Below are 24,497 nucleotides of genomic sequence, written 5' to 3'. Positions count from 1 at the left end.
TTCTCGCGCGAGGGTGCTCCGGTGTCGGGTGGGGGTGGGTCAGGTGCAGGAGCCTCCGCCCGGGCCGCCGAAGAAGAAGTACTCGTTCCACGGGTCGGGGGCGTTGCCGACGACGATGGTGAAGCAGTTCGGCGACGACTGGACTCCGGTCAGCTTCGCGAACTGGGAGGTGTTGTCGGTCGCGAAGTAGTAGACGTTGCGCTGGTAGGCGGCGAACTGCCAGCCGCTCTCGGCGAAGGCGCCGCTGCCCATCGGCGGCCACGCCACGTTGTTCACCACCTCACCGCCGTAGTCGATGTCCTGGGCGTTGCTGGCGAGCTGGCCGCCGTTGAACAGCGAGCCGGGGTAGTAGCCGACCGCGTTGCTCGCCGAGGTGCCGCCCAGGTAGAGCCACCAGTTCCCGCCGGTGAGGTAGTAGGACATCTCCAGTTCGTACTGCGCACCGCCCGAGACGCTCACCGGGCCGAGCGTGCCGCCGATGGCCCAGGCGCCGTTCGTCTGGACGAACGCCGAGCAGTCGAGGTTGTAGCACCCGGTGTTCTGGTAGCCGTCGGCCGTCCAGTAGATGAAGAGGACCGGCTGGGTGGTGCCGTACTTCGCCGGGTAGACCTGGGAGCCGCACTCGACGGTCTGCAGGGGTGAGCCGCCGGCGTACCAGTGCTGGGAGAGCGAGAAGATCTCCGATCCGACGTTGGGGTCCCAGAGGTTGACGAAGTCGTGACCGCCGAGGTTGTCCACGCCCTGGAAGGCGTGCGCGTACTTGTGGATGCCCGAGGCGGCCTCCTCGGGAGGGCTCAGTCTGGGGTGGCGGCCTTTCCCCTGCGGATACTTCCGGTGGAAGTTCTGCACGCCGCCGCTCCTCGTCAGCTCCTCGAGGGTGACGCGGCGCATCGCGATCGTCCCGGGCGGGCAGGACATCGCGTGGCCGAACTTGTCCAGCCGGTCGGACCGCAGCTGCGGCTGGACCGGCGTGCCCTGGCCGGTGCCCCGTGGCCCGGCCGCGTCCGGGGCGTCCGGGGGTGTGGCGGGAGCTCTGAAGCTGCCCCTGAGGGCGGGCTGGCTTTCGATCGGGACACAGTCGAAGACCTGCCCGTTCTCGTCGACGAAGCTGTGCGTGACCTCGACACCCGCGTAGAGGTTGCTGATGCTTTCCACCATCGCGGAGAAGTCGTCCGCGCTGGTCGTGCCCGCCAGCCCCCGGCGCACGAAGTCCTCGTGCCGGGCCGAGACGACGGAGTCGATGAACTTGGCGAAGCCGGGGAAGGCCGGGTTGTCCTGCGGCGCCATGATCGACCCTCCTTTCGATCACTGTACGTAGTTTTCGCATGACATTTCCGATATCTCCACGCTAGGCCCGGATTCGGCCAGTGTCCTGTCAGGGATGGGGAGTTGTGGAACGCGCAACATCGCTCGCGGGAGGCTCCCCCGGTCAGTGGCGGTCGCGCCCTCCGTGGTCCGCGGCGTCCGGACCGCCGCCCATCATCCGGAGCATCGCGGCGCCGCCGGTGCGGAGGAAGCGGATGAGGAGGGCGGCCGCGAGCAGCAGGAAGGCGATGTTGAGCCAGGTGGTGTAGCTCCACTCCACGCCCGACATCGGGATCTCCGCGTCCCGATGGTTCGGGACCAGGCCGAGGCCGCCGAACAGGAACTCGACCGCGTAGCCGGCGAGCGCCATCGCCGCGTAGAAGGTGCCGAGCAGGAAGAGGGCCGTCCGGCCGCCGTAGTACTTCCGGTAGATGTTCAGGATCGGCAGGATCAGCAGGTCCGCGAAGATGAACGCGACCACGCCGCCGAAGCTGATGCCGCCCTTCCACAGCACCACCGCGAGCGGCACGTTGCCGATCGAGCAGACGAAGGACGCGATCGCCACCAGCGGTCCGACCAGCGGACCCCAGAGCTTGCCGGCGAGCGGGTGGTCGGCGAAGAAGAAGGCCTGCCAGAAGGAGTCGGGCACCCAGGCGGCGATGGCGCCGGCGATGAGCAGGCCGAGGACGAGGTCCCGGAGGATCGCCGCCCACTCCATCACGAAGACGTGCGAGACGGCGGTGACGCCCGGCCGGGAGAGCAGCCGGCGGGCGAAGGAACCCTCCCCGGCCACCGACATGTCCATCGCCGCGTGCCCCTCCATCGAGCCGGCCCGGCCGTGCTCGGCCTGGGCGCGGGCCTCGCTCAGCAGGCTGTCGCGCAGCAGCAGCCGGAAGAGCACGGCGAGCAGCAGGATCATCAGCGGCCCGCCGACGAATTCGGCCGCGGTGAACTGCCAGCCGAGCAACAGGGCCAGGATGACGCCGAGTTCGACGACCAGGTTGGTCGAGGCGATCTCGAAGGCCATCGCGGCGGTGAAGTCGGCGCCCTTGCGGAACAGCGAGCGGGCCAGGGCGACGGCCGCGTACGAGCAGGAGGAGGAGGCCGCGCCGAGGGCGGCGGCGACGGCGAGGGTGCGCGGGCGGTCGTCGCCGAGCAGCCGGACCACGGTGGCCTTGTGGACGACGGCCTGGACGACGGCGGAGAGCAGGAAGCCGAGGATGAGGGCCCAGGTGATCTCCCAGGTCATCGATCCGGCGATGGACAGCGCGTGCAGGATCGCGTGCATGGTGGTCCGCCTTCCCGTGGTGCCGCGGGACTCCGCTGGGGCGCCGGCCACCATATACCCGTACGGGGTATCAGACACCGATGGCGCGCCGACACCCGGGACGCGCGCCGACACCCGGGACGCGCGCCGGACCGTACGGTCCCGGTCGCCCCCACTGAGTCCGTGCCCGTACTAGGGTCATGGTCGTGCCGCGGCCCGGCGGCCGCCGCCCGACCGGCCGGGCGGCGCGACCCGGGCATGGACCGGCCGTGACCCCTGGGGGCTGACGCGGATGACGATGACGTTCGGACTGCTGGGCCCCCTCACGGTCGCCGTGGACTCCGAGCCGCAGGCGCTGCCGAGGGCCGCCGTGCTGCGCGGGCTGCTCGGCGCCCTGCTGCTCGCGGAGGGCGAGCGGCTGCCCGTCGGCCGCCTGCTGGAACTCGTCTGGGCCGAGCAGGCCGAGCGGATCGGCCGGGGCGCGGTGCACACCGGCATGTCCCGGCTGCGCACCTGGCTCGGGGGGTTCGGGGACGAGACGGTGGTGCTGGAGTCCGACGCCCAGGGGTACCGGCTGCTGACCGGCCCGGACGCGGTGGACCTCGGACGGTTCCGCCGGCTCGCCGCCGACGGGGACCCGGCCGCGGCGATCGCGCTGCGACGCGGCCCGGTGCTGGCCGGGCTGGAGCGGATGAACCGCGAGGACCCGCTGCTGACCTGCGTGGAGGGCGCGGTCCGCGCCACCGTCCTCACCCTGGCCGGGGACGCCCTCGCCACCGGGACGCCCGACGCCGCCCGCGCCGCCGCCCCCGCGGTGACGGCGCTCGCCGAGGACCATCCCTTCGACGAGCCCGTGCACGCCGCGATGCTGGAACTGCTGGCCGCGGACGGCCGCTCCGCCGAGGCCCTGCGCCGCTTCCAGTCGCTGCGCCGGAGACTGTCCGAGGAGCTCGGGATCGAGCCGGGCGAGCAGGCGCAGACCGTCTTCCTGGCCCTGCTCGCCCACGACCGCGAGGGCGCCCGCAGCACCCCGGGACACCCCCGCGTCCCCTCCCAACTCCCCCGGGACCTTCCGGACTTCACCGGCCGTGACGAGCAGGTACGGCTGGCCCTGGACGCCATGGCGGCCGGCCTGGTCCCGGTGATCGCCGGCATGGGCGGCATCGGCAAGACGGCGCTGGCCGTCCACACCGCCCACCGCGCCGCCGCCGACTACCCCGACGGCCGGCTGTACGCGGACCTGCGCGGGGTCGACGAGACGCCCGCCGACCCCGGCCGCGTCCTGGCCGCCTTCCTGCGCGCCCTCGGCGCCGACCCCCGGGAGATCCCCGCCTCCCTGGACGAGCGCTCCGCGCTGTACCGCACCCTGCTCGCCGGCCGCCGCACGCTCGTCCTCCTCGACAACGCCGCCGACGAACGGCAGATCGGCCCCCTGCTCCCGGGCACCCCGGCCGGCCCGGCCACCGTCGCGCGGCAGAGCCCCGCCGACCACGGGGACGCCCGCCCCGCCGTCCTCGTCACCAGCCGGACCCCGCTCACCGCCCTCCCCGGCACCCGGCTCATCGACCTCCACGAGCTCGACGCCCCCCACGCCCGGACCATGCTGGGCCGCATCCTCGGCGACCACCGCGTCGCCGCCGAACCCGTCGCCGCCGCCCAGATCGTGGAGCTGTGCGGCGGCATGCCGCTGGCCGTCCGCATCGCCGGGGCCCGCCTCGCGGCCCGGCCGCGCTGGACCCTCGCCCGGCTCGCCCACCTGCTGCGCGACGAACGGCGCCGCCTCGACGAACTGGCCGCCGGAAACCTGGCCGTACGGGCCGGCTTCGCCGTCGGCTACGCCCGGCTCTCCGAACCCACCCGCCGCACCTTCCGGTTGCTCGGCCTCCTCGACGCCCCCGACTTCGCCCCGTGGGCCGCTGCGGCCATGGCCGACATCCCCGTGGAGCAGGCCGAACAGCAGCTGGAGGAACTGATCGACGCCCAGCTCCTCCAGGAGACCGGCACCGAGCCGCACCTGCGCTACCGCTTCCACGACCTGGTCCGGCTGTACGCGCGCGAGCACGCCGAGGCCACCGACGAACCGGCCGCGCGCACCGCCGCGCTCGCCCGGGCCTTCGGCGCCTGGCTCCGGCTCGCCGAGCAGGCCGCCGACCAGGTCCCCGGGCCCTGCTTCGCGCCGATCCACGGCCCCGCGCCCCGCCACCCCCTGCCGTCCGCCGTCACGGCCCGGCTGCTCGACGACCCGATGGCCTGGTTCGACGCCGAACAGCCCGCCCTCAACGCGAGCGCCCGGCAGGCCGCCGCGCTGCGCATGGTGCCGCTGGCCTGGGACCTCGCCGCCTGCCAGGAGAAGTACTGCGACGTGCGCGGCCTCTACGACGACTGGCGCACCACGCACCGGACCGTCCTCCAGGCCTGCCGCGCGGCCGGCGACGACCTGGGCACCGCCGTCCTCACCCGCGGCCTCATCGAGGTGACCACCTGGACGGCCCCGGGCGACGGCGCCGACACCACCGACGACCTCGCGGACGGCACCCAGACGATGGTCGCCCTGGCGGACCGCGCGCGCCGCCTCCACGGCATGTTCGAGCAGGTCCGGGAGCCGCGCGGAGCCTCCGACGCCCTCGTCCTCGCCGCCTGGGGCCTGGTCGCGCAGGGCCGCGAACCGGAGGCCCTGGACGCGGCCCACCGCGCCCTGGAACTCGCCACCGCCCACGACCACCCCGGCGGCCAGGCCCGGGCCCACCAGATCATCGCCGTCGCCCACAACGAGACCGACCTCGACCGCACCATCGAGCACCTCACCGAGACCCTGCGGCTCGCCCGGCTCATCGGCAACACCCGCTTCGAAGCCACCGCCATCCAGTTCCTCGGCGCCGCCCACGCCCGGGCCGGCCAGACCGAACGCGGCGGCGAACTGCTCACCCGCTCCCTCGCCATGGCCCGCTCCCTCGACGACCGCTACGTCGAGGCCTTCTCCCTGCTCTACCTGGCCACCCTCTACGCCGCCACCGGCGACGACCGCGCCCGCGACACCGCCGAGGCCGCCCTGGCCATCGCCCGCCGCTTCGACCTCGGCCACCACCTCGCCCAGGCCCTCGGCATCCTCGGCGGACTCGACCTGGCCGCCGGGCACCACGCCTCCGCCATCGCCCACCTGGAGGAGTCCGTCCTGGTCTGGCGCGCCCGCGGCTGGCGCTCCTTCCTCGCCGAGGCCCTCCGCGCCCTCGGCCGCGCCTACCAGGCCGCCGGCCTCCCCGACTCGGCCGCCCGCGTCCTCGCCGAGGCCCGCGAGCTCGGCGACACCCAGCCGTCCGGCCACTGACCGGGCGCTTTCACCGGCTCACCGGCGGTATGCGATCGGTAAAGCGATCGGCAAGCCATCGGTAAGCGATCGGTAAGCCGCCCCTCCCTAAGCTCGACCCCCACGGCACAGGACAGGCGCGCCGACCCCCGACCCCAGCCCGGTCGACGCACCGCGTCCCACCCGCCCTGGCCTCCGGTCGGGTCCGCGCAGGGGACGGACCCGGCCGGAGGCATGTCCGGGCAGCACGGCGCATGGGTCACCCTGCCCGCCTCCGTCCGCACCACCGCCAACGGCTCCTACTCGCTCGGCGTGAAGCTCGGCCTCAAGGGCCTGAACGAGCTGCGGATCGTCGGCGGGCACAGCGCCTCCCCGGTCTTCACCGTCACCGTGCGCCGACGGACGACCGCCGTCCGGCAGGGCGGGGGCGTCCACCCGGGCGGACGCCCCCGCCCTGCCTCCCGCCACCCGGTCAAGAATTGGCTGTCGCCGATCAGTTCGAGCCTGGTACCGTCCCCGACGTGGCAAAGCTGAACCAGATCATCGCCGTTGAAAAGGGCGTCAAGTCCAAGTCCTTCCAGGAGCTGACGCAGGCCCACCAGGACCTGCAGAAGCCCGCGCTGCTGGCCGGGATCTCCCGCACCTACCAGCCCAAGGACGAGGAGGGCGAGCAGCTCCCGCCGGAGTCGACCCGGGTGCAGCTGAAGGCCGAGGACATCCTGCGGTCCACCGCGAACACCCTCACCCGGCTCTTCGACGTGACGGCCACCAAGGACTGGGCCAACGTCGACGCCCGCGCCGACGTGGTGGTGGACGGCCAGGTGCTCCTCGCCCAGGTGCCGGTGCCGTACCTGCTCTTCCTGGAGAAGCAGCTCACCGACCTGTTCACCTTCGTCAAGAAGCTCCCGGTGCTGGACGCCTCCGAGTCCTGGAACCTCGACGCGTCCACCGACTCCTGGAAGACCGAGCCGGTGCGCACCATCCGCACCAAGAAGGTGCCCCGCAACCACGTCAAGGCCGAGGCCACCGAGAAGCACCCGGCCCAGGTCGAGGTCTACTACGAGGACATCGCGGTCGGCTACTGGACCACCGTCAAGTTCTCCGGCGCGCTGCCGGCCCGCCGGGTGAACGAGCTCGCCGAGCGGGTGGAGAAGCTCCAGCAGGCCGTCAAGTTCGCCCGCGAGGAGGCCAACGCCGTCGAGGTCACCGACCAGCGGGTCGGCGACGCCGTCTTCGGCTACCTGTTCCGGTAGCCCCATGATCGCCCGCCCGGGGAGCCGGGCGGGCGCACCGAGCGCGAACACGACCCGTCCCGGGCAGACCGGGCGGGTGCGCTGCACGGTGCGAAAAGCTGACACTGATGTTGAAGCTGACCAGGGGTCACAGTGGAGGTTCGAGTCCTCCCCCCGGCACCACCGGCCGGGGTAGCCCAAGCTCGGAAGAGGCAGGCCCCGTGAATCTCAGACTCTCGCTCCAGTCTCAGCATTCGCCGCCGAACACCGGATCGACCGGGTGTGGACGAATATCGACGAATGCAGGTTCAAGTCCTGTCTGTGCCGCTCCGTGGCACGGTAGTTCAAAGGTAGAACGCGCCGATTTCAATCTGATCCACGACCCTTAAACGTGCCGGTGTGCGCAATTGGGCGGCAAACAGGGGCCCGGGAGCTGGCTACGCTCCCGGGTCCTCTCGGTTCTTCCGTACGTCCCGACCAAGGCGTATCGGCGCGGGCCGGGGTCAGCCGCGGGCGACGGCCACGGGTTCCCGTACCGGGCGGTCGAGTCCGAGGTTGCGGTGGATCTCCAGCGCGGCGGTGGAGCGGTTCAGCGTGATGTAGTGCAGGCCCGGCGCGCCCTCACTCAGCAGGCGCTCCGCCATCCGGGTCGCGTGCTCGACGCCGATGCGGTGCGCGGCCGCCCGGTCGCCGCGGGCCGCCTCCAGCCGCAGCGCCAGCCCGGCCGGGAAGGACGCCCCGCTCAGCTCGGCGAAGCGGCTGATCTGACGCACGTCGGTGGCGGGCATGATCTCGGGGATGACCGGCGTCCCGCAGCTCGCCGCGGCCAGCCGGTCCCGCAGCCGCAGGTAGTGCTCGACCTCGAAGAACATCTGGGTGACGGCGTAGTCGGCGCCGGCCCGGCACTTGGCGACGAAGTGCCGGATGTCGTCGTCCCAGTCCGCGGAGCGCGGGTGGCGCTCGGGGAAGGCCGCCACGCCGACGGTGAACGCGCCGCAGTCCTTGACCAGCCGGACCAGCTCGGCGGCGTGCCGTAGCCCCTGCGGATGCTGCTCCCAGACGCCGTTGGGGTCGCCGGGCGGATCACCCCGCAGGGCGAGCACGTCACGGATCCCGACGTCCGCGTAGCGCCGCAGCACGGCCTGGAGTTCGGCGGTGGAGTGCCCGACGGCGGTGAGGTGGGCCACCGGGCGCAGCGTGGTCTGCGCGGCGATCCGCTCGGTGGTCTCGATGGTGCGGTCGCGCGAGGAGCCGCCCGCGCCGTAGGTGACCGAGACGAAGGTCGGCGCGACCGCCTCGACCCGCCGGATCGCGGCCCACAGCGCGCGCTCGCCGGACTCGTCCTTGGCGGGGAAGAACTCGAAGGAGTACGTGCGCTCGCCGGCGGCGAGGGTGTCGCGCAGGCCGCGCGGACCGCTGCGGGAAGTGGTCTGGTCCATCGGGTTCACCTCGTGTGGTGGGCGTCGGTCGTCTGCCGGTTTCCGGGTGGCGGGAGGCCGCCTCCCACCCTGCCCGGTGGCCGCAACAGGATTGCCACATCCCGCTGTTGATCCCGTCCAGGGGCGGACGACCCGTGGCCGGGCAGGCCTCTTCAGTACCCTAGGGGGGTATGGTATGTTCGGAACGAAGCAGCCGGCCGGGACACTCCGGCCGGCGCCGGAACGGACGACAGGAGCACACCCATGAGCGAGACCACCGTCACCGTCGCGTCGGCCGCCACCGAGGCCGCCCTCGAGGTCACCACCGAGGGCTCCTCCTGCTGCGGCTCGTGCGGCACCGGCGCCACCACCGCCCCCGCCACCGGGTCCGCCTCGACCTCGGCCTTCCAGGTCAAGGGCATGACCTGCGGCCACTGCGTCTCCTCGGTCACCGCGGAGTTGAAGAAGCTCGACGGCGTCACCGACGTCGCCGTCGACCTCACCACCGGCAAGGTCACCGTCGGCAGCACCCGGCCGCTCGCCGACGCCGACGTGGCCGCCGCTATCGACGAGGCCGGCTACGACCTGGCCGGCCGCATCGAGGGCTGACTCCCCGCCCACCGCGCCCCGGTAGAGTGAGAGCACTCCTCACCGCACAGGAACCGGAGACGGTCATGGCCGGTTACAGCCCCCACAAGGACGACTTCCTCAAGCGGCTCCGCCGCGTCGAGGGCCAGATCCGCGGCCTGCAGCGCATGGTCGAACAGGACACCTACTGCATCGACGTCCTCACCCAGGTCTCCGCCGCCAGCCGGGCCCTCCAGTCCTTCGCGCTCCAACTCCTGGACGAGCACATCGAATGCTGCGTCCGCGACGCCATCGCCGACGGCGGCCAGGAGGCGGGCACCAAGATCCGCGAGGCCAACCAGGCCATCGCCCGCCTCGTCCGCTCCTGATCCGGCACAGCACGGCAGGGAAGGGCACAACACGACACCCGCTCAACCCCGGGGGCCCGGCAGCGAACTCTGCCGGGCCCCAGGCCGTTTCATCCACCGCCCCAGTACGGGGTGGGGGTATCCGCCGGCACCGGCCGGCCGGTCAGGCATCCCGCCGGAGCGTGACGGCGTCCGGGAACTGGCGCCGCAGCTCGTCGAGCACCCGCCCGTCGGCCGCTCTGACGTCCCACAGCGAGCTGTCCACCTCGGCCAGGACCACCACCAGCGCGCCCTCCGCGAAACCGCGCGCCTCGGCGTCGATCAGCTGGACGCCCGGGGCCACCAGCGACAACAGCGTCAGGGTGTCCATCCCGTCACCCGCGGACCGGCGCGCCAGCTCCGCGGTGAGATCCCACTCCTCGTCGCACTCCACCCGCCACCGCAGCCCCAGCCCGAAACCGCCGAGCCTGACCAGCAGTTCGGCGAGCGTCACGTAGTGCGGACCCCGCCACGCCCGAAAGGTGATCCCTTCCACCCTGACAACTCCTCCCCGCGGGACCCTCAGACCCGGTCGAGGGGCTGGTGCGGTCCGTCGGGCAGTTCGACGGCGATGGTGTCGCCGGGGCGGATCGCGCCTCCGGTGCGGACGACGCCCATGATGCCGGCGCGGCGGACGATGGTGCCGTCCTCGGCGCGGCCGACGACCTGCTTGAGCAGGCCCGTGCGGTAGGTGTCGATCTGCGCGCAGGGGTTGCGCAGGCCGGTGATCTCGACCTCCGCCTCGGCGCCGATGCGCAGCACCGCGCCGACCGGCAGGCCGAGCAGGTCCACGCCCTGGGTGGTGATGTTCTCGCCGAGGGCGCCCGGGGCCACGTCGTAGCCGGACTCGCCGAGTTCGGTGAGGAGTTCGCGGTGGATGAGGTGGACCTGGCGGAGGTTGGGCCGGGTCGGGTCCTGGGCGACGCGCGAGCGGTGCTTGACCGTCACCCCGGCGTGCACGTCGCCCTCCACGCCGAGTCCGGCGAGCAGGGTGATGCTGGTCCGGTTCGGCTTGGTGAACGAGTATTCGGCATTGCTGCTGACTGCCACCACGCTGCCGCTCATGCCTCGGCCCCTCCTCGCGGACGTACGTTCGATCGCCTCCGAGCATAGGCCCCGGACCGGCGCGGGCCCCGCCCGGCAGGACACCGCACCCACCTCGGCGAGACCTGACGGACAGTCAACTCCCGGACGGCGCCCGCAGCAGCGGCAGCACGATCTCGTCCAGGACCTCCGCGACCACGGCGTCGGACGGCACGGAACCGCCCACCAGGAACGCGTCCCGCAGCAGGTCGAGCGGGAGGGAGACGACGCGCGGGGTGATCCGGGCGGGGTCGACCTCGCCCCGGTCGGCGGCGCGGCGGATCATCACGCCCAGGCTGCCGACCGGGCCCTCGGCGGTGAGCCCGCCGGTGAAGCCGGCCCGCAGTTCGGGGTCGCGCAGCAGGTCGACCAGGAAGCCGTGCACGGCGGCGGGCGGCAGGTCGTCGAAGCGGTGCAGCACGCTGCGGAGGAAGAGCAGCAGGTCGGCCCGCAACTCGCCGGTGTCCGGCGGCTCCTGGTAGTCGGGGGCGTTGCGGCCGAGGGCGGCGATGACGAGGGCGGCGCGGTTGGGCCAGCGGCGGTAGAGCACCGGCTTGCTGGTCCGGGCGCGGGCGGCGACGCCCTCCATGGTGAGGCGGTCGTAGCCGTGGTCGGCGAGTTCGGCCCAGACGGCGTCCAGGATCGCCCGTTCCAGTTCGTCGCCTCGCCGCCGCACCGGCTTGTCGTGGTCCACCACCGAGTCCCGCACCCGACCCTCATAGATACGTTGCGTTTCTTATCGAGGGCAGTCTACAGTCGAAGACAAGAAACGCACCGTATCTTATGGCCGGGATCCTCCGGCCAGGGGGAGATCCGTCATGCGCACAACGCACAACACCACCGCCCACACCACCGCCCACACCGCCGCCCGCACCGCCGCCCGCACCGACGTCCTGGTGGTCGGCGCCGGCCCGGTGGGCCTCGCGCTCGCCCTCGGGCTGGCCCGCGCCGGCGTCGACTGCCGGGTCATCGAGCGGGAGCCGCTGTTCCGCGACCGCGGCGTCCGCGGCAAGGGCGTCAACCCGCGCACGCTGGAGGTCTTCGACGACCTCGGCGTGGTGGACGCGATCCTCGACCTCGGCAGGCTCGACCTCAAGGTCCGGACGTACGAGGGGAGCCGGTTCCTCGGCGAGGTGGATCCGGCGCCCGGAATCCGCCCGACCCCCGACCGCCCGTATGCCGGCATGCTGCTGCTCGGCCAGCACCACACCGAGGCGGTGCTGCGCGACCGGCTCGCCGAGCACGGCGTCACCGTCGAGACGGACACCGAGCTGGTCTCGTACGTCCAGGACGCGGACGGCGTGCTCGCCACCGTCCGGCGCGGCGACCGCACCGAGTGGCTGGGCGCCCGCTTCCTGGTGGGCTGCGACGGCGGCCGCAGCACCGTCCGCAAGCTGGCCGGCATCCCCTTCCTCGGCGAGACCTGGGAGGAGGAACGGTTCCTCATGGCCTCGATGGAGGTCGACGGCCTGGACACCGACGCCATGCACATCTGGAACGACCCCCGGTTCGGCGTCGGCGCGCTGGCGATGGTCCCGATGAGGGCGGACGGCAACTGGGCCGTGCACGCCTCCGTCGACCCGGAGGAGCACGGCGCGACCACGACCGCGGCCCCGACCGGGGACACCTTCCGCCGGCTGTTCGCCGAACGGGCCGGACTGCCCGGGGTCACCCTGCACGAGCCGGTCTGGTCCACCGTCTGGCGGCCGACGGTCCGCATGGTCGAGCGCTACCGGGACGGCCGGGTGCTGCTCGCCGGGGACGCGGCGCACTGCCACTCGGCGGCGGGCGGGCAGGGCATGAACACCGGCATCCAGGACGCCCACAACCTGAGCTGGAAGCTGGCCGCCGTCCTGCACGGCGCCCCCGACGCACTGCTCGACAGCTACCAGAGCGAGCGGCTGCCCGTCGCCCGTGCCGTCCTCGCCGCCACCTCCGCCCAGCACCGGGCCTTCTTCGGCGCGGACGGTGCCCGCGCGCTCACCGCGCAGTTCGTCGATCCGGCCGCCGGGGGCTCCGACTTCACCGGCCTCTCCGTCGGCTACCGGGGCGGGCCGCTCGGCCGCGACCTCGACGACACCACCGGCATCCGGGCCGGCGACCGTGCCCCCGACGCGCCCTGCACCACCGTCGACGGCACACCGACCCGGCTGTTCGACCTCTTCCGCGGCCCGCACTTCACGCTGCTGACCTTCGGTGACCACCCGGCGCCGCACGACCCGCCGACCGGGGCCGACCCGCACACCCCCACCCCGCTGCGCCGGGCCGCCGTCCTCGACCCCGACGGCCACGCCGCCCGGGCGTACGGGCTGCGCGGCGCCGCCGTCGTGCTGGTCCGGCCGGACGGCTACGTCGCGCTCACCGGGGCCACCGCCGACCCGGGCGCGCTGGCCGAGCAGCTGGGGGGCTACACCCCGGTGGCCTGAACTCCCGTACCGTCGATGCCGCGCCGCGCGGACGAGTGTGCCCGCTCGTCCGCGTCGGCGAGCAGCAAGTAGACCGGTGCCAGGCCGAGTTCGATCACCATCAGCACCAGCTGGAAGCCGTGCGGCCGGCCGTCCACCGCGAGGGAGAGCACCCGCGCGAGGCCGCCCAGCAGGAGGACCGCCGCCAGCCACCGCACCGTCCGGGCGGGCACCGGCGTCTGCCGGGCGGCCTGGATCCAGGCCGCGCCGTACCCGGCGAAGACCGCGCCCATGAAGCGGCCGAAGCTGCCGACCGTCGGCCCCGCGTCCGCGATCCCGGGCATCGCGGCGTTCCCCAGCAGGATGTGGAAGAACCCGATCGCCACGCAGGCGACCCCCATCGTCCACGTGAGCACCCGCAGCGTCCTGGCCATGACCCACCCACCCGTCCTCGGTCCGGCCGGGGGCGCGCAGTCCTCGGCACGCCCTCGGCTCTGGTTGACACGTGTCTACTAAGCTAGCGCCCGTAAGTAGACATGTGTCAAGTAACCTGGCGCGCATGCCAGTCCACGCACCGCGCCGCCGCCTCTCCCCCGCCGAGCGCCGGGCCCAGCTGCTCGCCGTCGGCGCCCGGCTCTTCGCCGCCCGCCCGTACGAGGAGGTGCTGATGGAGGAGGTCGCCGAGCAGGCCGGGGTGTCGCGGGCGCTGCTCTACCGTCACTTCGCGAGCAAGCACGAGCTGTTCGCCGAGGTCTACCGGCAGGCCGCCGACGAGCTGCTCGCCAAGTCCCGGTTCGACCCGGCCGACACCCTGGTCGAGCAGCTGGTCGAGGGCATGGACGCCCACCTGGACTACTTCATCGCCAACCGGCACGCCGTGCTCGCCGCCAACCGGGTGCTGGCCGGGGACCAGGTGGTCCAGACGATCATCGCCGAGGAGCTCGACGCCGTGCGCGGCCGGCTGCTCGGCGTCCTCCCGCTCGCGGACGAGACGGCGCGGCGGGCGGTGTCGCAGATCCTGCGCAGCTGGCTGGTGTTCGTCCGGGTGCTGGTCATCGACTGGCTGACCGAGGAGTCCTGCGGCCGCGACGAGCTGCGCGACGCCTGCATCGGCGCCGTTCTGGGCGCGCTCCGGCCGTTCCTGCCCGCCGGTCCGGTCGTGGGCATACCATCGGGCACAACGGGAGAAGCGTCATAAGCGTCCAATTCCCTATGAAAATATGACAGTTGGATGCCCCGGACTCCTTCCTCCCGTCGACCGCTCGGCCCGCCCACCCCGCCGGCCCGCCGACCCGCCGACCTCCGAAGGGCCCCATGGACTCCGTCACCGACACCCGGACCGCCCTCCCCCCGCTCCACCGCCTCCCCGTCTCCCCCGCCCGGCCGCCCCACCCGACCACCCTCCCGGACGGCACCCCCGCCTGGCTGGTCACCCGCTACCACGACGTCCGCCAGGTGCTCGGCGACCCCCGGGTCACCCGGGCCGACCTGCACGACGTCGGCACCGCGGGCGCCACCGCCGACGTGGCCGCCAACCCGGCCTCCCTGTTCAACCAGGACGGCCCGGCCCACCGGCGCCTGCGCGGCACCGTCCAACGGGCCTTCACCCCGCGCGCCATCGCCGGCTGGCAGCCCTGGGTCGCGGCCGCCATCCAGCAGTCCGTGGACGCGCTGGTCGCCGCCGGGCCGCCCGCCGACCTGGCCGCCGCGTTCACCCGGCCGGTGCCCTTCGCCGTCACCACCCGGCTGATGGGGCTCGACGGCGACGGACCGGACGGCCTGGACGAGGAGCGGCTGCACCGCTGGACCCTCGCCCTGCTCGCCCAGGGCGGCGAACCGGACGCGGGCGAACCGGACGCGGAAGGCCCGGGCGCGGAAGGCCCGGGCGCGGAAGGCCCGGGCGCCGACGAAACGAACCGGGACGCCGCGGCACACGCGGACGCCCTCGCCGAATACGCCGCCTTCACCACCGAGTTGATCGCGCGCCGCCGCCGCGAGCCCGGCGACGACCTGGTCAGCCGCCTCGTCCTGGCCGCCGACCACGACGGCGGCATTCCCGAGGAGTCGCTGGTCCACCTGGTCGCCGGGCTCACCGCCAGCGGCAACGAGAGCGTCGCCGGCGCCCTCGGCAACGCCCTCGTCTACCTCCTCGGCGAGCGCGCCGACCACTGGCCGCGCCTGGCCGACCCGGACACCGCCGAACGCACCGCCGAACGCCTGCTCCACTTCATCCCGCTCGGGGACGACGAGGCCACGATCCGCCGCGCCACCGAGCCGATCGAGCTGGGCGGCACCGTCATCCCGGCCGACGCCGTCGTCGCCATCAGTCTGGGCAGCGCCAACCGCGACCCGGCGGTCTACCCGGGCGGCCTCGACGCCGACCTCGACCTCCCGCTCGCTGCCCCCACCCTCGCCTTCAGCGCCGGTCCGCACTACTGCATCGGCGCCTGGCGGGTCCGCCTGGAGATGCGCGAGTCCCTCCAGCGGCTCGCCGCCGCCCTGCCCGGCCTGCGGCTGACCACGCCGGTCGCGGACGTCGCCTGGCAGCTGGGCACCACCACCAGGAGCCCGGCCCGGATCCCCGTCACCTGGTGACTCAGCTGGGGCGCGCCGCCGCCGAAGCCGTCGGCGGCGCGGTCCGGCGGCTCACCCGAACAGCCCCGCCCCCAGCACCCCGCCCTCCGGCGCCCCCGGCAGCACGTACACCACCGCCGACGCCGTGTGCTCCAGGAACGCGTTGAGCGCGTCCCGCGCCGCCAGCCGGTTCTGCACCCGGGTGAACTGCGCCGGGTCCCGCATGAAAGCGCAGAACAGCAGGCCCCGGTCGCCCGGCCCGTCGTCGTAGCTGTAGCCGCGCCGCAGCATCCGGGCGCCGCCGTCCAGCCGGGGGCTGGAGAGCCGGACGTGGGCGGTGGCCGGGATGACGTACGAGCCGTCGGGGTTCTTCGCGTAGATGTCCGGCTCGTCGTGCTCGGCCGTGCCGGTGAGCGGGGCGCCGTCGCCCGCGCGGCGGCCCATCGCCAGCTCCCGCCGGTCCGCGGGGAGGGCGGCGAAGGCGGCGGTGTCCATCCGGATCCGCCGGTAGACCAGCACCGTGCCGTGCTCGTACGGGCCGGGCGGGCCCCAGACCCACTGCCGGGCGGCGTCCTCGTCCGGGTTCGCCGTGCCGTCCTTGAAGCCGAACAGGTTCCTGGGCGTGGCGCCGCCGGTCGTCCGCGGCAGGAAGCCGGACTGCGTCCACCGTACGGTCGCCCCCGCCGCGCCGGCCGCCGCGGTCACCTGTTCGGCGACGACGGACAGCGGCCAGCGGTCCGCCGCGCACAGCTGGAGCAGCAGGTCGCCGCCGCCGCGCGCCGGGTCGAGCCGGTCGCCGGGGAAGGCGGGCAGCTCGGCGAGGACCTGCGCGGGAACGTTCAGCCCCAGCCGGGTGGCGAGCCCGGGGCCGACCCCCACCAGGCCGTCCAGCCTCGCCGGTTCCCCGCCGCGCAGGCGGGCGTCGGCCGAGGTGCCGCCGGCCGCCTCGGCCAGGATCCGGGTCAGCTCCCCGAGCAGGCCGCGCAGGGCGGCGCGGCCGTCCGAGGCGGCGGCGGGCGCCAGGTCGAGGGCGAGCAGCTGGGTGGCCGGCTGCTGCGGGGCCGTCACCCCGGCCTGCCGCGCGCCGAAGAAGGGGACGGGCGGCTCGGGCGGCGGCGCCGCGGCCCGTCCGCCGTCGCCGCCGCGGACCAGTGCGGTGGCCGCCGCGCCGACCCCGGCGGCCAGCACCGCCCCGCCCGCGAGCAGGGCCCGCCGGTCCACTCCGGTTCCGACGGTTCGTGGCCGGTCCTGCGCCTTTCCGGTTTCGGCATGCATGGCCGCCATTGGAGACGATAGAACACGCATTATGCAACTTTTGACCACTCGTCAATCTCCTTCCGCCACAACGGACACCGCGCCGCACCCGCCCAAGAGCGCGCTCCGGCACGTCGTCCCCGTTCTGCTGACCGCCGCCGCGCTCGTCCTCTCCGGCTGCTCCTCGAACGGTTCGGCCTCCTCCGACGCGAAGCACCCGGGCGGCACGGTGGTCCGCGTCCCGCAGAACTTCCCGACCGTCCAGCAGGCCGTGGACGTGGCCCACGAGGGCGACACCGTCCTGGTCGATCCGGGCACCTACCGGGAGAGCGTCCGGATCACCAAGCCCCGGATCGTGCTGCGCGGCACCGACCGCAACACCGTGGTCCTGGACGGCGGCGTGCGCCTCGCCAACGGCGTCACCGTCACCGGCCCGGGCTCGGTGGTGGAGAACCTCACCGTCCACGGCTACCTCGCCAACGGCGTCCTGTTCACCGGCGTCACCGACGAGAAGCTGCAGCAGCGCGGCGCCGGCGGCTCCGCCTACGACCCGCTGGACACCGCCCGCTTCCCGCCCGTCCAAGGCTTCCGCGCCACCCGGGTGACGGCGTACGACAACGGCCTGTACGGCATCTACGCCTTCGACGCGCGCGGCGGCGTGATCGAGGACTCGTACGCCTCGGGGCAGGCGGACTCCGGCATCTACGTCGGGCAGTGCAAGCCCTGCGACACCCTGGTGCGCGGCAACACCGTCGAGCGCAACGCCGTCGGCATCGAACTCACCAACGCCTCCGACGGGTTGAGCATCGTCGCCAACCGGGTCGCCGGCAACCGGGTCGGCGTCACCGTCAACTCCAACGACCTGGAGGCGCTCGCCCCGCAGCACGGCGCGGTCATCGCGGGCAACGTCGTCACCGACAACAACGCCGCCGACACCCCCGAACAGGCCGACGGCGCCTTCGGCATCGGCATCGGGATCGGCGGCGGTACGGCCAACCAGGTGCAGCGCAACCTCGTGCGGGGCAACCGCGCGGTCGGGATCATCATCACCGACCCGCCCGGCCACCCGGCGAGCGGCAACCGCGTCGAGGGCAACCTCGTCACCGGCAACGGCACCGACCTCACCCTGGCCTCCGTCGACCCGGCCAACTGCTTCACCGGCAACCGGCCCGCCGTACAGAGCCCGGAGGGCCTGGAGACCCTGGCCGGCTGCGGGCTCCAGGGCCGCGGCCCGGTGCCCGCCGGCCGCACGACACCGGTGCAGGCGCCGCCCGGCATCCCGTTCAGTCAGGTCCCGGCCCCGCCCGCGCAGCCCTCGCTGCCCGACCCGACCGCCCCCGGCCGCCCCGCGACCGACCTCCCCGGGCCGGTCGACCCCGGCGCCTACCCGCTCCCGGAGACCGCCGACGCCGTCCCGAAGCACTGACCGCCGCCGCGCCTCCGCGCCGTCCGCCGCGCGCCGCACGCGCGGACGGCGCGGCTGTCGGCCGAGTGCCGGCCGGGTGCCGGCCGGGACTCTCCCAGGGCTTTCCCGGGGCTCTCCCAGGACTCTCCCAGGGCTCGGCCGGGGGCGCGGGCTCCTCCCAAGAAAGGCCCGTGGCACCCTCAAGAGTTCGCAAACCCGCAGGACAGTCCGGACAGCCCGGGACGACCACGACTTCCTTGCCGACACGGGCAGTTCGGGACAGCCCGGGCAGTTCGGAATCCGCCCGAGCGTTCCTCCGCGGACATGACATACTGCGTCGGTGACCGCAGCAGACCTGGCCGAGAAGCCATCCAAAAGCCGTCCGCAACTGGGCCGGAAGTTCACCCTGCTGTGGTCTGCCTCGGCGGTCTCCTCGGTCGGCGACGGCATGCGCGACTCGGCCCTGCCGCTGCTCGCGGTGGCCGTCTCGGACTCGCCCAGCGCGGTCTCGGTGGTCTCCGTCGCCGGCTCGCTGCCCTTCCTGCTGATGTCGCTGTACGGCGGCGTGCTCGCCGACCGGGCCGACCGGCGGCGGCTGATGTGGACGATCGACGCCCTGCGCGCCGCCGTCGTCCTGGGCTTCGCGTGTTGGGTCTTCCTCGCCACCCCGCCGCTGATCGCGCTCGCCGCGCTGGCCTTCCTGCTCGGCTGCGGCGAGACGGTGTTCTCCAACGCGGCCACCTCGGCCGTCCCGGAGCTGGTCCGCCCCGACCAACTCGACGCCGCCAACGGCCGGATGCAGGCCAACATGCTGGTCGGCGGCAACCTGATCGGCCCGCTGCTCGGCTCGGCACTGTTCGCCGTGGCCGCCGGCTTCCCCTTCACGGTGGACGGCGTCTCCTTCGCGCTCGCCGCCGCCCTGGTCGCCGCGACCGGCCGCTCCACCGCCGCCCGCGCCGCGGCCGGCCGGCCGGTGCTCACCGAGATCCGCGAGGGCGTCGACTGGCTGTTCCACCACCGCGAGGTGCGGATGCTCGCCGTGCTCTCCACCCTCGGCGCGCTGACCTGCTTCATGGGCACCACCATGATGGTCCTGATGGTCACCAAGGTCGTGCACGCCCCCGCCGCCTCCTACGGCATCGTCCTCGCGGCGGGCGCGATCGGCGGCACCGCGGCGAGTACCCTGGCCGGCCGGCTCAGCCGCCTGCTCGGCCGGGGCACCCGGATCGCGCTGTCCTTCCTGCTGATGGGCGTGTCGCTGATCCTGATGGCGTTCAGCACCTCGGTGTTCGAGGTCGCGGCACTGTACGGGGTGATCGGCTTCGCCATCGTCACCTGGAACATCCAGGCGATCTCGCTGCGCCAGCAGGCCGTACCGAAGGAACTGCTCGGCCGGGTCAACAGCTGCTACATGCTGCTGAGCCGGCTCGGCATCATGACCGGCGCCGCGCTCAGCGGCTGGATCGCCTCCGTCACCAGCATCCGGACCCCGCTGGTCATGGGCGGCACCCTGCTGCTCGTCCTGCTGGTGGCCGTGCTGGTGCTGCTGCCGCGGATGACCGCCATGGAGAAGGCCCCGGCCGCCGAGGCCGCCGCACCGGAGGCCGGCCCCGCCGAGGCCGAGTAGCACCCACCGGGGTGAGCCGGCGGGCCCTCAGAACCCGCCCTCAGAACCCGCCCTCCGCGCGGGCCCTGACCCACGCCGCCTCGCGCAGCAGCCGCAGCCCGTTGAGGCCGACCAGGACGGTCGAGCCCTCGTGGCCGAGCACGCCCAGCGGCAGCGGGAGGGTGACGACCAGGTCCGAGACCACCAGCACCGAGATGAACACCCCGGCGATCACCAGGTTCTGCACCACCAGGCTCCGGGCCCGCCGGGAGAGCGCCACCACGGCCGGGACGGTGGCCAGTTCGTCGCGCACGACCACCGCGTCGGCGGTCTCCAGGGCCAGGTCGGAGCCGGCCCGCCCCATCGCGACGCCGGTGTGCGCGGCGGCGAGGGCGGGCGCGTCGTTGACGCCGTCGCCGACCACCAGCACCTTTCGCCCGTCGGCCTCCGCGCCCCGTACGGCGGCGACCTTCTCCCGCGGCAGCAGCCCGGCGCGGACTTCGGTGATGCCGACCTCGGCGGCCACCCGGGCGGCGGCGCGCGGGTTGTCGCCGGTCAGCAGCACCGGGGTGCGGCCGGTGAGGCGGGTCAGCGCGGCGACGGTGGCGGCGGCGTCCGGGCGCAGCCGGTCGGCGAGGCCGAGCAGGCCGACCGGGCGGCCGTCCACCTCGACCAGGGCGGCGGTGCGGCCGGCTTCCTCCAGCTCGGCCGCCAGCGCGGTGGCTTCGGCCGAGGCGGCGTCGGTGCGGCCGTTGATCAGCCGGGCCGGCGCGCCGACCGCGACCACCCGGCCGCCGACGGTGGCGGTGACCCCGGCACCGGGGACGGAGGCGAAGTCCTCGGCCGGGGCCGGGGTGAGCCCGCGGCCGCGGGCGGCGTCGACGACGGCCCGGGCGAGCGGGTGTTCGCTGGCGTGCTCGGCGGCGGCCGCGAGCGCGAGCAGGTCGTCGCGGGTGAGTCCCGATCCTGTGAGCGGGTGGATCTCACTGACCCTCGGGGTGCCCTCGGTGAGGGTGCCGGTCTTGTCGAGGGCGACGGCGTCGGTCTGGCCGAGGCGTTCCATCACCACGGCGGACTTGACCAGGACGCCGTGCCGTCCGGCGTTGGCCATCGCGGAGAGCAGCGGCGGCATGGTGGCCAGCACGACGGCGCAGGGCGAGGCGACGATCATGAAGGTCATCGCCCGGAGCAGCGAGCCGGTGAAGTCCGCGCCGAGGGCGAGCGGCACGGCGAGGACGGCGAGGGTCGCGGCCACCATGCCGAGCGAGTAGTGCTGTTCGACCTTCTCGATGAACAGCTGGGTCGGCGCCTTGGTCTCGGAGGCCTCCTCGACCATCGCGACGATCCGGGCGATCACCGAGTCCGCGGCGTCCCGGTCGACCCGGACGCGCAGCGCGCCGGTCCCGTTGAGGGTGCCGGCGAACACCTCGTCGCCGGGCTCCTTGGCCACGGGCAGCGGCTCGCCGGTGATGGTGGCCTGGTCGACGTCACTGGCGCCGTCCAGCACCCGCCCGTCGGCGCCGATCCGCTCCCCCGGCCGGACCAGGACGGTGTCCCCGACGGCGAGTCCGCCCGTCGGCACGGTCTCCTCCCGGCCGTCGGGCAGCAGCCGGGTGGCGGTGGCCGGGGCGAGATCGAGCAGCCCGCGCACCGAGTCGGCGGTACGGGCGGTGGCGAGGGCTTCCAGGGCGCCGGAGGTGGCGAAGATGACGACCAGCAGCGCGCCGTCCATGACCTGGCCGACGGCGGCGGCGCCGAGCGCGGCGACGATCATCAGCAGGTCGACGTCGAGGGTCCGCCCGCGCAGCGCCCGCAGCCCTTCCCAGGCGGGCTCCCAGCCGCCGGTGGCGTACGCGAGGGCGTACAGCGGGCCCCAGGCCCAGCCGGGGGCGCCGGTCAGCTGGAGCGGCAGCGCGATCAGGAACAGCAGCGTCGCGGCGGCGGCCCAGCGGGCCTCGGGCAGCGAGAGCACCCGGGTGCGCCGCCGGGGCGCGGTGTCCGGGCGGAGCGCGGCGGGGGGTGCGGGGCGCTCGATGAGGGTGGTGGAGGGCATGGCGGGGACCTTCGGGGCAGGGCGGGGCCGATGACCCACTCACCATACATGAACATATGAACGCTCCTTCATGCATCAGTTGTACTATTGGCGCATGGGTCATGGAGCCGCCCCCACCACCGCCGTCCCGCACACGCGCCTGGACGCCACCAGCGCTGCCCGGGTGGCCACCACCCTGCAGGCCCTGGCCACCCCCTCCCGCCTGCTGATCCTCTCCCGCCTCCGCGAAGGCCCCTGCGCCGCCACCGAACTCGCCACCGAGGTCGGCCTCGAACAGTCCGCCTGCTCCCACCAGCTCCGGCTGCTCCGCAACCTCGGCCTGGTCGTCGGCCAGCGCCAGGGCCGCCAGGTCGTCTACGCGCTCTACGACAACCACGTCGCCGCCCTCCTCGACCAGGCCGTCTACCACATCGAGCACCTGCGGCTCGGGCTCAGCGACACACCGGACCTCGCGGAGTAGCGCGGGAGCGGCACGCGAAGGGGCGGCCCCGGCGCGGTGCGCGGGGGCCGCCCCTTCGACGTCCGCGGTCAGGCCCCCGCGTTGCCCGAGGACCGCTTGACCAGCCTCGGCTCACCGCCCTCGACTGCTACGTAGTAGTCCCCGAGGGATTCGCCCGCGACGGCCCGCAGCCGCCCCTCGGGCAGCGAGACCTCGTGCAGCACCCTGCCCTCCGACGCGCGGACTCCGGTCGATGTAGGAGCGTCCGTACTCGCTGCCCCGGGCTCGGGAACGGCGGATGCCGCGATGATGTTGCCCTGCTCGTCCGCCAGGACGAGCAGTCTGGCCGCCGTACCGCTCTCGTGCGTCATGTCACGCCGCCTCCGTCCAGGTGGAACCAGATGTCGACGCTCGACGGGTTCCAGATGCCCACGATGTAGTTGTCCTGCGCGCCGCCGAACACCGCACGGTTCTCCAGGCCGTGCCACTGGACGACGAGGTCGCGCGGATCCGCGGGACCGCTGCTGAAGTCGAGCTTCGCCTCGACGTACTGGGGCCCCTGGTAGACGCCGCCGAAGGTGTAACCGAACTGGGCGGCCTGCCCGTGGGCCAGGAACCATCGGGGCGCTCCGGCCGGCGGAACTTGCCAAGTCATGACCTGACCTCCTGCATCAGCTAACGCATCGCGGGCGCCGAGCCGCAGACCGCAGGCCTCAGACCACCGACCCCGCATCGTGACCCGGAGCGCATCCCCTCGGAGTTCCGCTCACCGCACGTGACCATCGGGGCCCGCGGGGGTCCGCGCATTCACCTCGGACGGCGAATCCCGGAAGGCATCGGGTGGGATGGCAGATGAATCGTCTCCCTCCAGTCAACCGCTCTGGAGCAAGGGCCGCAAGCCCCTTCGTGCACGTCCCGATCGCCATGGGCACGGAGAGCTACACCGGTCGCAGCCCGTGACATTGACGCCATGTCACACGCGCGCCGCAGGTCGTCCGGCTCGATCGTCCGACCGTCGGCGCCGGTCACACGGCCCCGCCCAGGCGAACCCGGGCGGGGCCGTGTCCGTGGGCATGGCCCCCGCTTCCCCGAAGGTCCTCGGCGGCCGGCCCCGTGGGCGGTCAGCTGTCGAGGTCGATCATGAAGCGCCTCGTGCCCGGAGCGACCGTGTCGGCGTGGATCGAGCCGCGGGCGCGGGCGAAGTCCCCAGTGCCGCCGGTGATCGCGTTGTCGAAGGAGGGGGGCGGGCCCGGGTTGAGGTGGCCGAAGACCATCCCCTGGGCGGTGATCTGGCCGCCCGGGAGGGTGTAGGTCACGGTGCACTCCTCCGCGCCGCCGTTGTCGGTGCGGGTGGTGGTGCACGTGCCGCCGGTCTCGCCGACCTGGTTGCCGTCCAGATCGGAGAGCACCGAGCGGAAGACGGTCCGGTCTCCCTGGGCGGGGGCGCCACCGGGGTTGACGGGGAAGAACGTCTGCTGCGCGAGCCTGCCGATGAGCGTGATGGCCCGGTCCCGGGCGACGGGGTCGGCGGATCCGGTGGTCGGCGTGGCGGTCGCGGCGGGGGCGGCGGCGAGAAGGGTGATCAGCGCGGCGGCCGTGCCGAGACCGGCCCTTGCGATGGGGCGCATCATGTCTCTCCTGAGGTCGATGTCCTTGAGGGATCAGGCGCCCCATTCATAGCCTCCGCCCCATGACCACCGGTTCGTCCAGGAACAGCTCGCCAACAGATTCGACCGTTCGGCCCCACGCCGGGCGGGCCGGTTCCCGCGGGCCGGTGGCGATGGGCACGGAGAGCTACGTCGGTCATCTTCGGCGGCACTGACGTCGTTTCACACACGTGCCGTCCGTTGGATGGGCTGTGGCACCAGAAGTCGGCGAGGTCAACTTCCTGTGCATGCCGTGGCCGCCCGACGGGAGGGCGTCCCCCTTGAAAGCCCTCCTCGTCGCAGAGAGATAGGCAGGACCGAGTGTCCCAACCGACCTTCAAGAAGTCGACGTACAGCGGCGGCAACGAAAACTGCGTCGAGGTCGCCGTCCCGGACGGCCCGGTCTCGTTCATCCGCGATTCAAAGGACCCGAACGGTCCCACGCTGGCCATCGACCGGGCAGCGCATCAGGCGTTCATCCACGCCGTCGCCAGCGGCGAGTTCGACTTCGGACTCCTCTGAGGAACGTTGG

24 protein-coding genes are annotated in these 24,497 nt (G+C 73.6%); 12 read left to right on the top strand and 12 right to left on the bottom strand.

Going from position 1 to position 24,497, the window contains the following annotated elements; all coding sequences use genetic code 11:
• Positions 1–39 precede the first annotated feature (39 nt).
• Both IE332_RS17075 and IE332_RS17070 read right to left on the bottom strand, forming a co-directional pair.
• Entirely contained in the window at positions 40–1,287 is a 1,248-nt protein-coding gene (locus IE332_RS17075) for a neprosin family prolyl endopeptidase (RefSeq protein WP_229928665.1), read from the bottom strand.
• Positions 1,288–1,429: 142 nt separating this feature from the next.
• A complete protein-coding gene (locus tag IE332_RS17070) occupies positions 1,430–2,593 on the bottom strand; it encodes a permease (RefSeq protein WP_189916944.1) in 1,164 nt (387 codons plus the stop codon).
• 271 nt (positions 2,594–2,864) lie between these two features.
• Here IE332_RS17070 and IE332_RS17065 point away from each other — a divergent pair, with 271 nt between their 5' ends.
• The 3 genes from IE332_RS17065 (at position 2,865) to IE332_RS17055 (ending at position 7,129) form a co-directional block, all read left to right on the top strand.
• On the top strand, positions 2,865–5,897 hold the full coding sequence (locus IE332_RS17065) for an ATP-binding protein (RefSeq protein ID WP_189916942.1): 3,033 nt from the start codon (positions 2,865–2,867) through the stop codon (positions 5,895–5,897).
• 213 nt (positions 5,898–6,110) lie between these two features.
• Entirely contained in the window at positions 6,111–6,410 is a 300-nt protein-coding gene (locus IE332_RS17060) for a hypothetical protein (protein WP_189917336.1), read from the top strand.
• Positions 6,398–7,129: a DUF7873 family protein gene (locus IE332_RS17055; RefSeq protein ID WP_189916935.1), complete on the top strand. Its 732-nt coding sequence runs from the start codon at positions 6,398–6,400 to the stop codon at positions 7,127–7,129. Before IE332_RS17060 ends, IE332_RS17055 begins: the two co-directional genes overlap by 13 nt.
• A gap of 482 nt (positions 7,130–7,611) precedes the next feature.
• Here IE332_RS17055 and metF read toward each other — a convergent pair whose 3' ends face one another.
• Positions 7,612–8,547, bottom strand: a complete 936-nt coding sequence (gene metF / locus IE332_RS17050; protein ID WP_189916934.1) for a methylenetetrahydrofolate reductase [NAD(P)H] — start codon at positions 8,545–8,547, stop codon at positions 7,612–7,614.
• Positions 8,548–8,790: 243 nt separating this feature from the next.
• Between metF and IE332_RS17045 the strand changes: the two genes are divergently transcribed.
• Both IE332_RS17045 and IE332_RS17040 read left to right on the top strand, forming a co-directional pair.
• Positions 8,791–9,135 (top strand): cation transporter, encoded by a 345-nt coding sequence (locus IE332_RS17045; RefSeq protein ID WP_189916932.1) that lies wholly within the window; start codon positions 8,791–8,793, stop codon positions 9,133–9,135.
• A 26-nt stretch (positions 9,136–9,161) separates the two neighbouring features.
• The gene (locus IE332_RS17040) at positions 9,162–9,482 is read left to right on the top strand and encodes a metal-sensitive transcriptional regulator (RefSeq protein ID WP_444542941.1); all 321 of its coding nucleotides are present in this window, start codon (positions 9,162–9,164) and stop codon (positions 9,480–9,482) included.
• A gap of 142 nt (positions 9,483–9,624) precedes the next feature.
• Here the strand turns inward: IE332_RS17040 and IE332_RS17035 are convergent, their stop codons facing one another.
• From IE332_RS17035 to IE332_RS17025, 3 genes are all read right to left on the bottom strand, one after another.
• Positions 9,625–9,996 carry a hypothetical protein gene (locus tag IE332_RS17035; RefSeq protein ID WP_189916928.1) on the bottom strand — a complete coding sequence of 124 codons (372 nt, stop codon included), beginning with the start codon at positions 9,994–9,996 and terminating at the stop codon, positions 9,625–9,627.
• Positions 9,997–10,022: 26 nt separating this feature from the next.
• A complete protein-coding gene (locus tag IE332_RS17030) occupies positions 10,023–10,565 on the bottom strand; it encodes an MOSC domain-containing protein (protein WP_189916926.1) in 543 nt (180 codons plus the stop codon).
• A 115-nt stretch (positions 10,566–10,680) separates the two neighbouring features.
• Positions 10,681–11,292 carry a TetR/AcrR family transcriptional regulator gene (locus IE332_RS17025; RefSeq protein ID WP_229928664.1) on the bottom strand — a complete coding sequence of 204 codons (612 nt, stop codon included), beginning with the start codon at positions 11,290–11,292 and terminating at the stop codon, positions 10,681–10,683.
• A gap of 109 nt (positions 11,293–11,401) precedes the next feature.
• Between IE332_RS17025 and IE332_RS17020 the strand changes: the two genes are divergently transcribed.
• On the top strand, positions 11,402–13,009 hold the full coding sequence (locus tag IE332_RS17020) for an FAD-dependent monooxygenase (RefSeq protein ID WP_189916924.1): 1,608 nt from the start codon (positions 11,402–11,404) through the stop codon (positions 13,007–13,009).
• Here IE332_RS17020 and IE332_RS17015 read toward each other — a convergent pair.
• On the bottom strand, positions 12,991–13,422 hold the full coding sequence (locus IE332_RS17015) for a DUF4345 domain-containing protein (RefSeq protein WP_189916922.1): 432 nt from the start codon (positions 13,420–13,422) through the stop codon (positions 12,991–12,993). The two genes, IE332_RS17020 and IE332_RS17015, sit on opposite strands and share 19 nt — an antisense overlap.
• 125 nt (positions 13,423–13,547) lie before the next feature.
• Here IE332_RS17015 and IE332_RS17010 point away from each other — a divergent pair, with 125 nt between their 5' ends.
• Both IE332_RS17010 and IE332_RS17005 read left to right on the top strand, forming a co-directional pair.
• Entirely contained in the window at positions 13,548–14,186 is a 639-nt protein-coding gene (locus tag IE332_RS17010) for a TetR/AcrR family transcriptional regulator (RefSeq protein ID WP_189916920.1), read from the top strand.
• 116 nt (positions 14,187–14,302) lie between these two features.
• Positions 14,303–15,583 (top strand): cytochrome P450, encoded by a 1,281-nt coding sequence (locus tag IE332_RS17005; protein WP_189916918.1) that lies wholly within the window; start codon positions 14,303–14,305, stop codon positions 15,581–15,583.
• A gap of 51 nt (positions 15,584–15,634) precedes the next feature.
• Here the strand turns inward: IE332_RS17005 and IE332_RS17000 are convergent, their stop codons facing one another.
• Positions 15,635–16,837, bottom strand: coding sequence for a Dyp-type peroxidase (locus tag IE332_RS17000; RefSeq protein ID WP_229928663.1), 1,203 nt, complete (start codon positions 16,835–16,837; stop codon positions 15,635–15,637).
• Between the two features lie 40 nt (positions 16,838–16,877).
• Between IE332_RS17000 and IE332_RS16995 the strand changes: the two genes are divergently transcribed.
• Positions 16,878–18,242, top strand: coding sequence for a right-handed parallel beta-helix repeat-containing protein (locus IE332_RS16995; RefSeq protein ID WP_229928662.1), 1,365 nt, complete (start codon positions 16,878–16,880; stop codon positions 18,240–18,242).
• A gap of 319 nt (positions 18,243–18,561) precedes the next feature.
• Positions 18,562–19,848, top strand: a complete 1,287-nt coding sequence (locus IE332_RS16990) for an MFS transporter (RefSeq protein WP_189916911.1) — start codon at positions 18,562–18,564, stop codon at positions 19,846–19,848.
• 40 nt (positions 19,849–19,888) lie between these two features.
• On the opposite strand, the gene IE332_RS16985 is transcribed toward IE332_RS16990, so the two are convergent.
• Positions 19,889–21,880 carry a heavy metal translocating P-type ATPase gene (locus IE332_RS16985; RefSeq protein ID WP_189916908.1) on the bottom strand — a complete coding sequence of 664 codons (1,992 nt, stop codon included), beginning with the start codon at positions 21,878–21,880 and terminating at the stop codon, positions 19,889–19,891.
• A gap of 94 nt (positions 21,881–21,974) precedes the next feature.
• Between IE332_RS16985 and IE332_RS16980 the strand changes: the two genes are divergently transcribed.
• Positions 21,975–22,340, top strand: coding sequence for an ArsR/SmtB family transcription factor (locus IE332_RS16980; protein ID WP_189916906.1), 366 nt, complete (start codon positions 21,975–21,977; stop codon positions 22,338–22,340).
• Positions 22,341–22,408: 68 nt separating this feature from the next.
• Here the strand turns inward: IE332_RS16980 and IE332_RS41895 are convergent, their stop codons facing one another.
• From IE332_RS41895 to IE332_RS16970, 3 genes are all read right to left on the bottom strand, one after another.
• Positions 22,409–22,543, bottom strand: coding sequence for a hypothetical protein (locus IE332_RS41895; protein WP_268256579.1), 135 nt, complete (start codon positions 22,541–22,543; stop codon positions 22,409–22,411).
• A 143-nt stretch (positions 22,544–22,686) separates the two neighbouring features.
• Positions 22,687–22,974 (bottom strand): hypothetical protein, encoded by a 288-nt coding sequence (locus tag IE332_RS16975; RefSeq protein WP_189916905.1) that lies wholly within the window; start codon positions 22,972–22,974, stop codon positions 22,687–22,689.
• A gap of 466 nt (positions 22,975–23,440) precedes the next feature.
• Positions 23,441–23,950, bottom strand: a complete 510-nt coding sequence (locus IE332_RS16970) for an allene oxide cyclase barrel-like domain-containing protein (protein ID WP_189916903.1) — start codon at positions 23,948–23,950, stop codon at positions 23,441–23,443.
• Positions 23,951–24,286: 336 nt separating this feature from the next.
• Here IE332_RS16970 and IE332_RS16965 point away from each other — a divergent pair, with 336 nt between their 5' ends.
• Complete coding sequence (locus tag IE332_RS16965) at positions 24,287–24,487, top strand: DUF397 domain-containing protein (RefSeq protein ID WP_189916901.1); 201 nt, start codon at positions 24,287–24,289, stop codon at positions 24,485–24,487.
• Positions 24,488–24,497 lie beyond the last annotated feature (10 nt).

Origin of the sequence: Kitasatospora xanthocidica, assembly GCF_014656195.1 — a bacterium.
GTDB classification, from domain to species: domain Bacteria; phylum Actinomycetota; class Actinomycetes; order Streptomycetales; family Streptomycetaceae; genus Kitasatospora; species Kitasatospora xanthocidica.
This window is presented reverse-complemented; position numbering and strand designations above follow the sequence as displayed.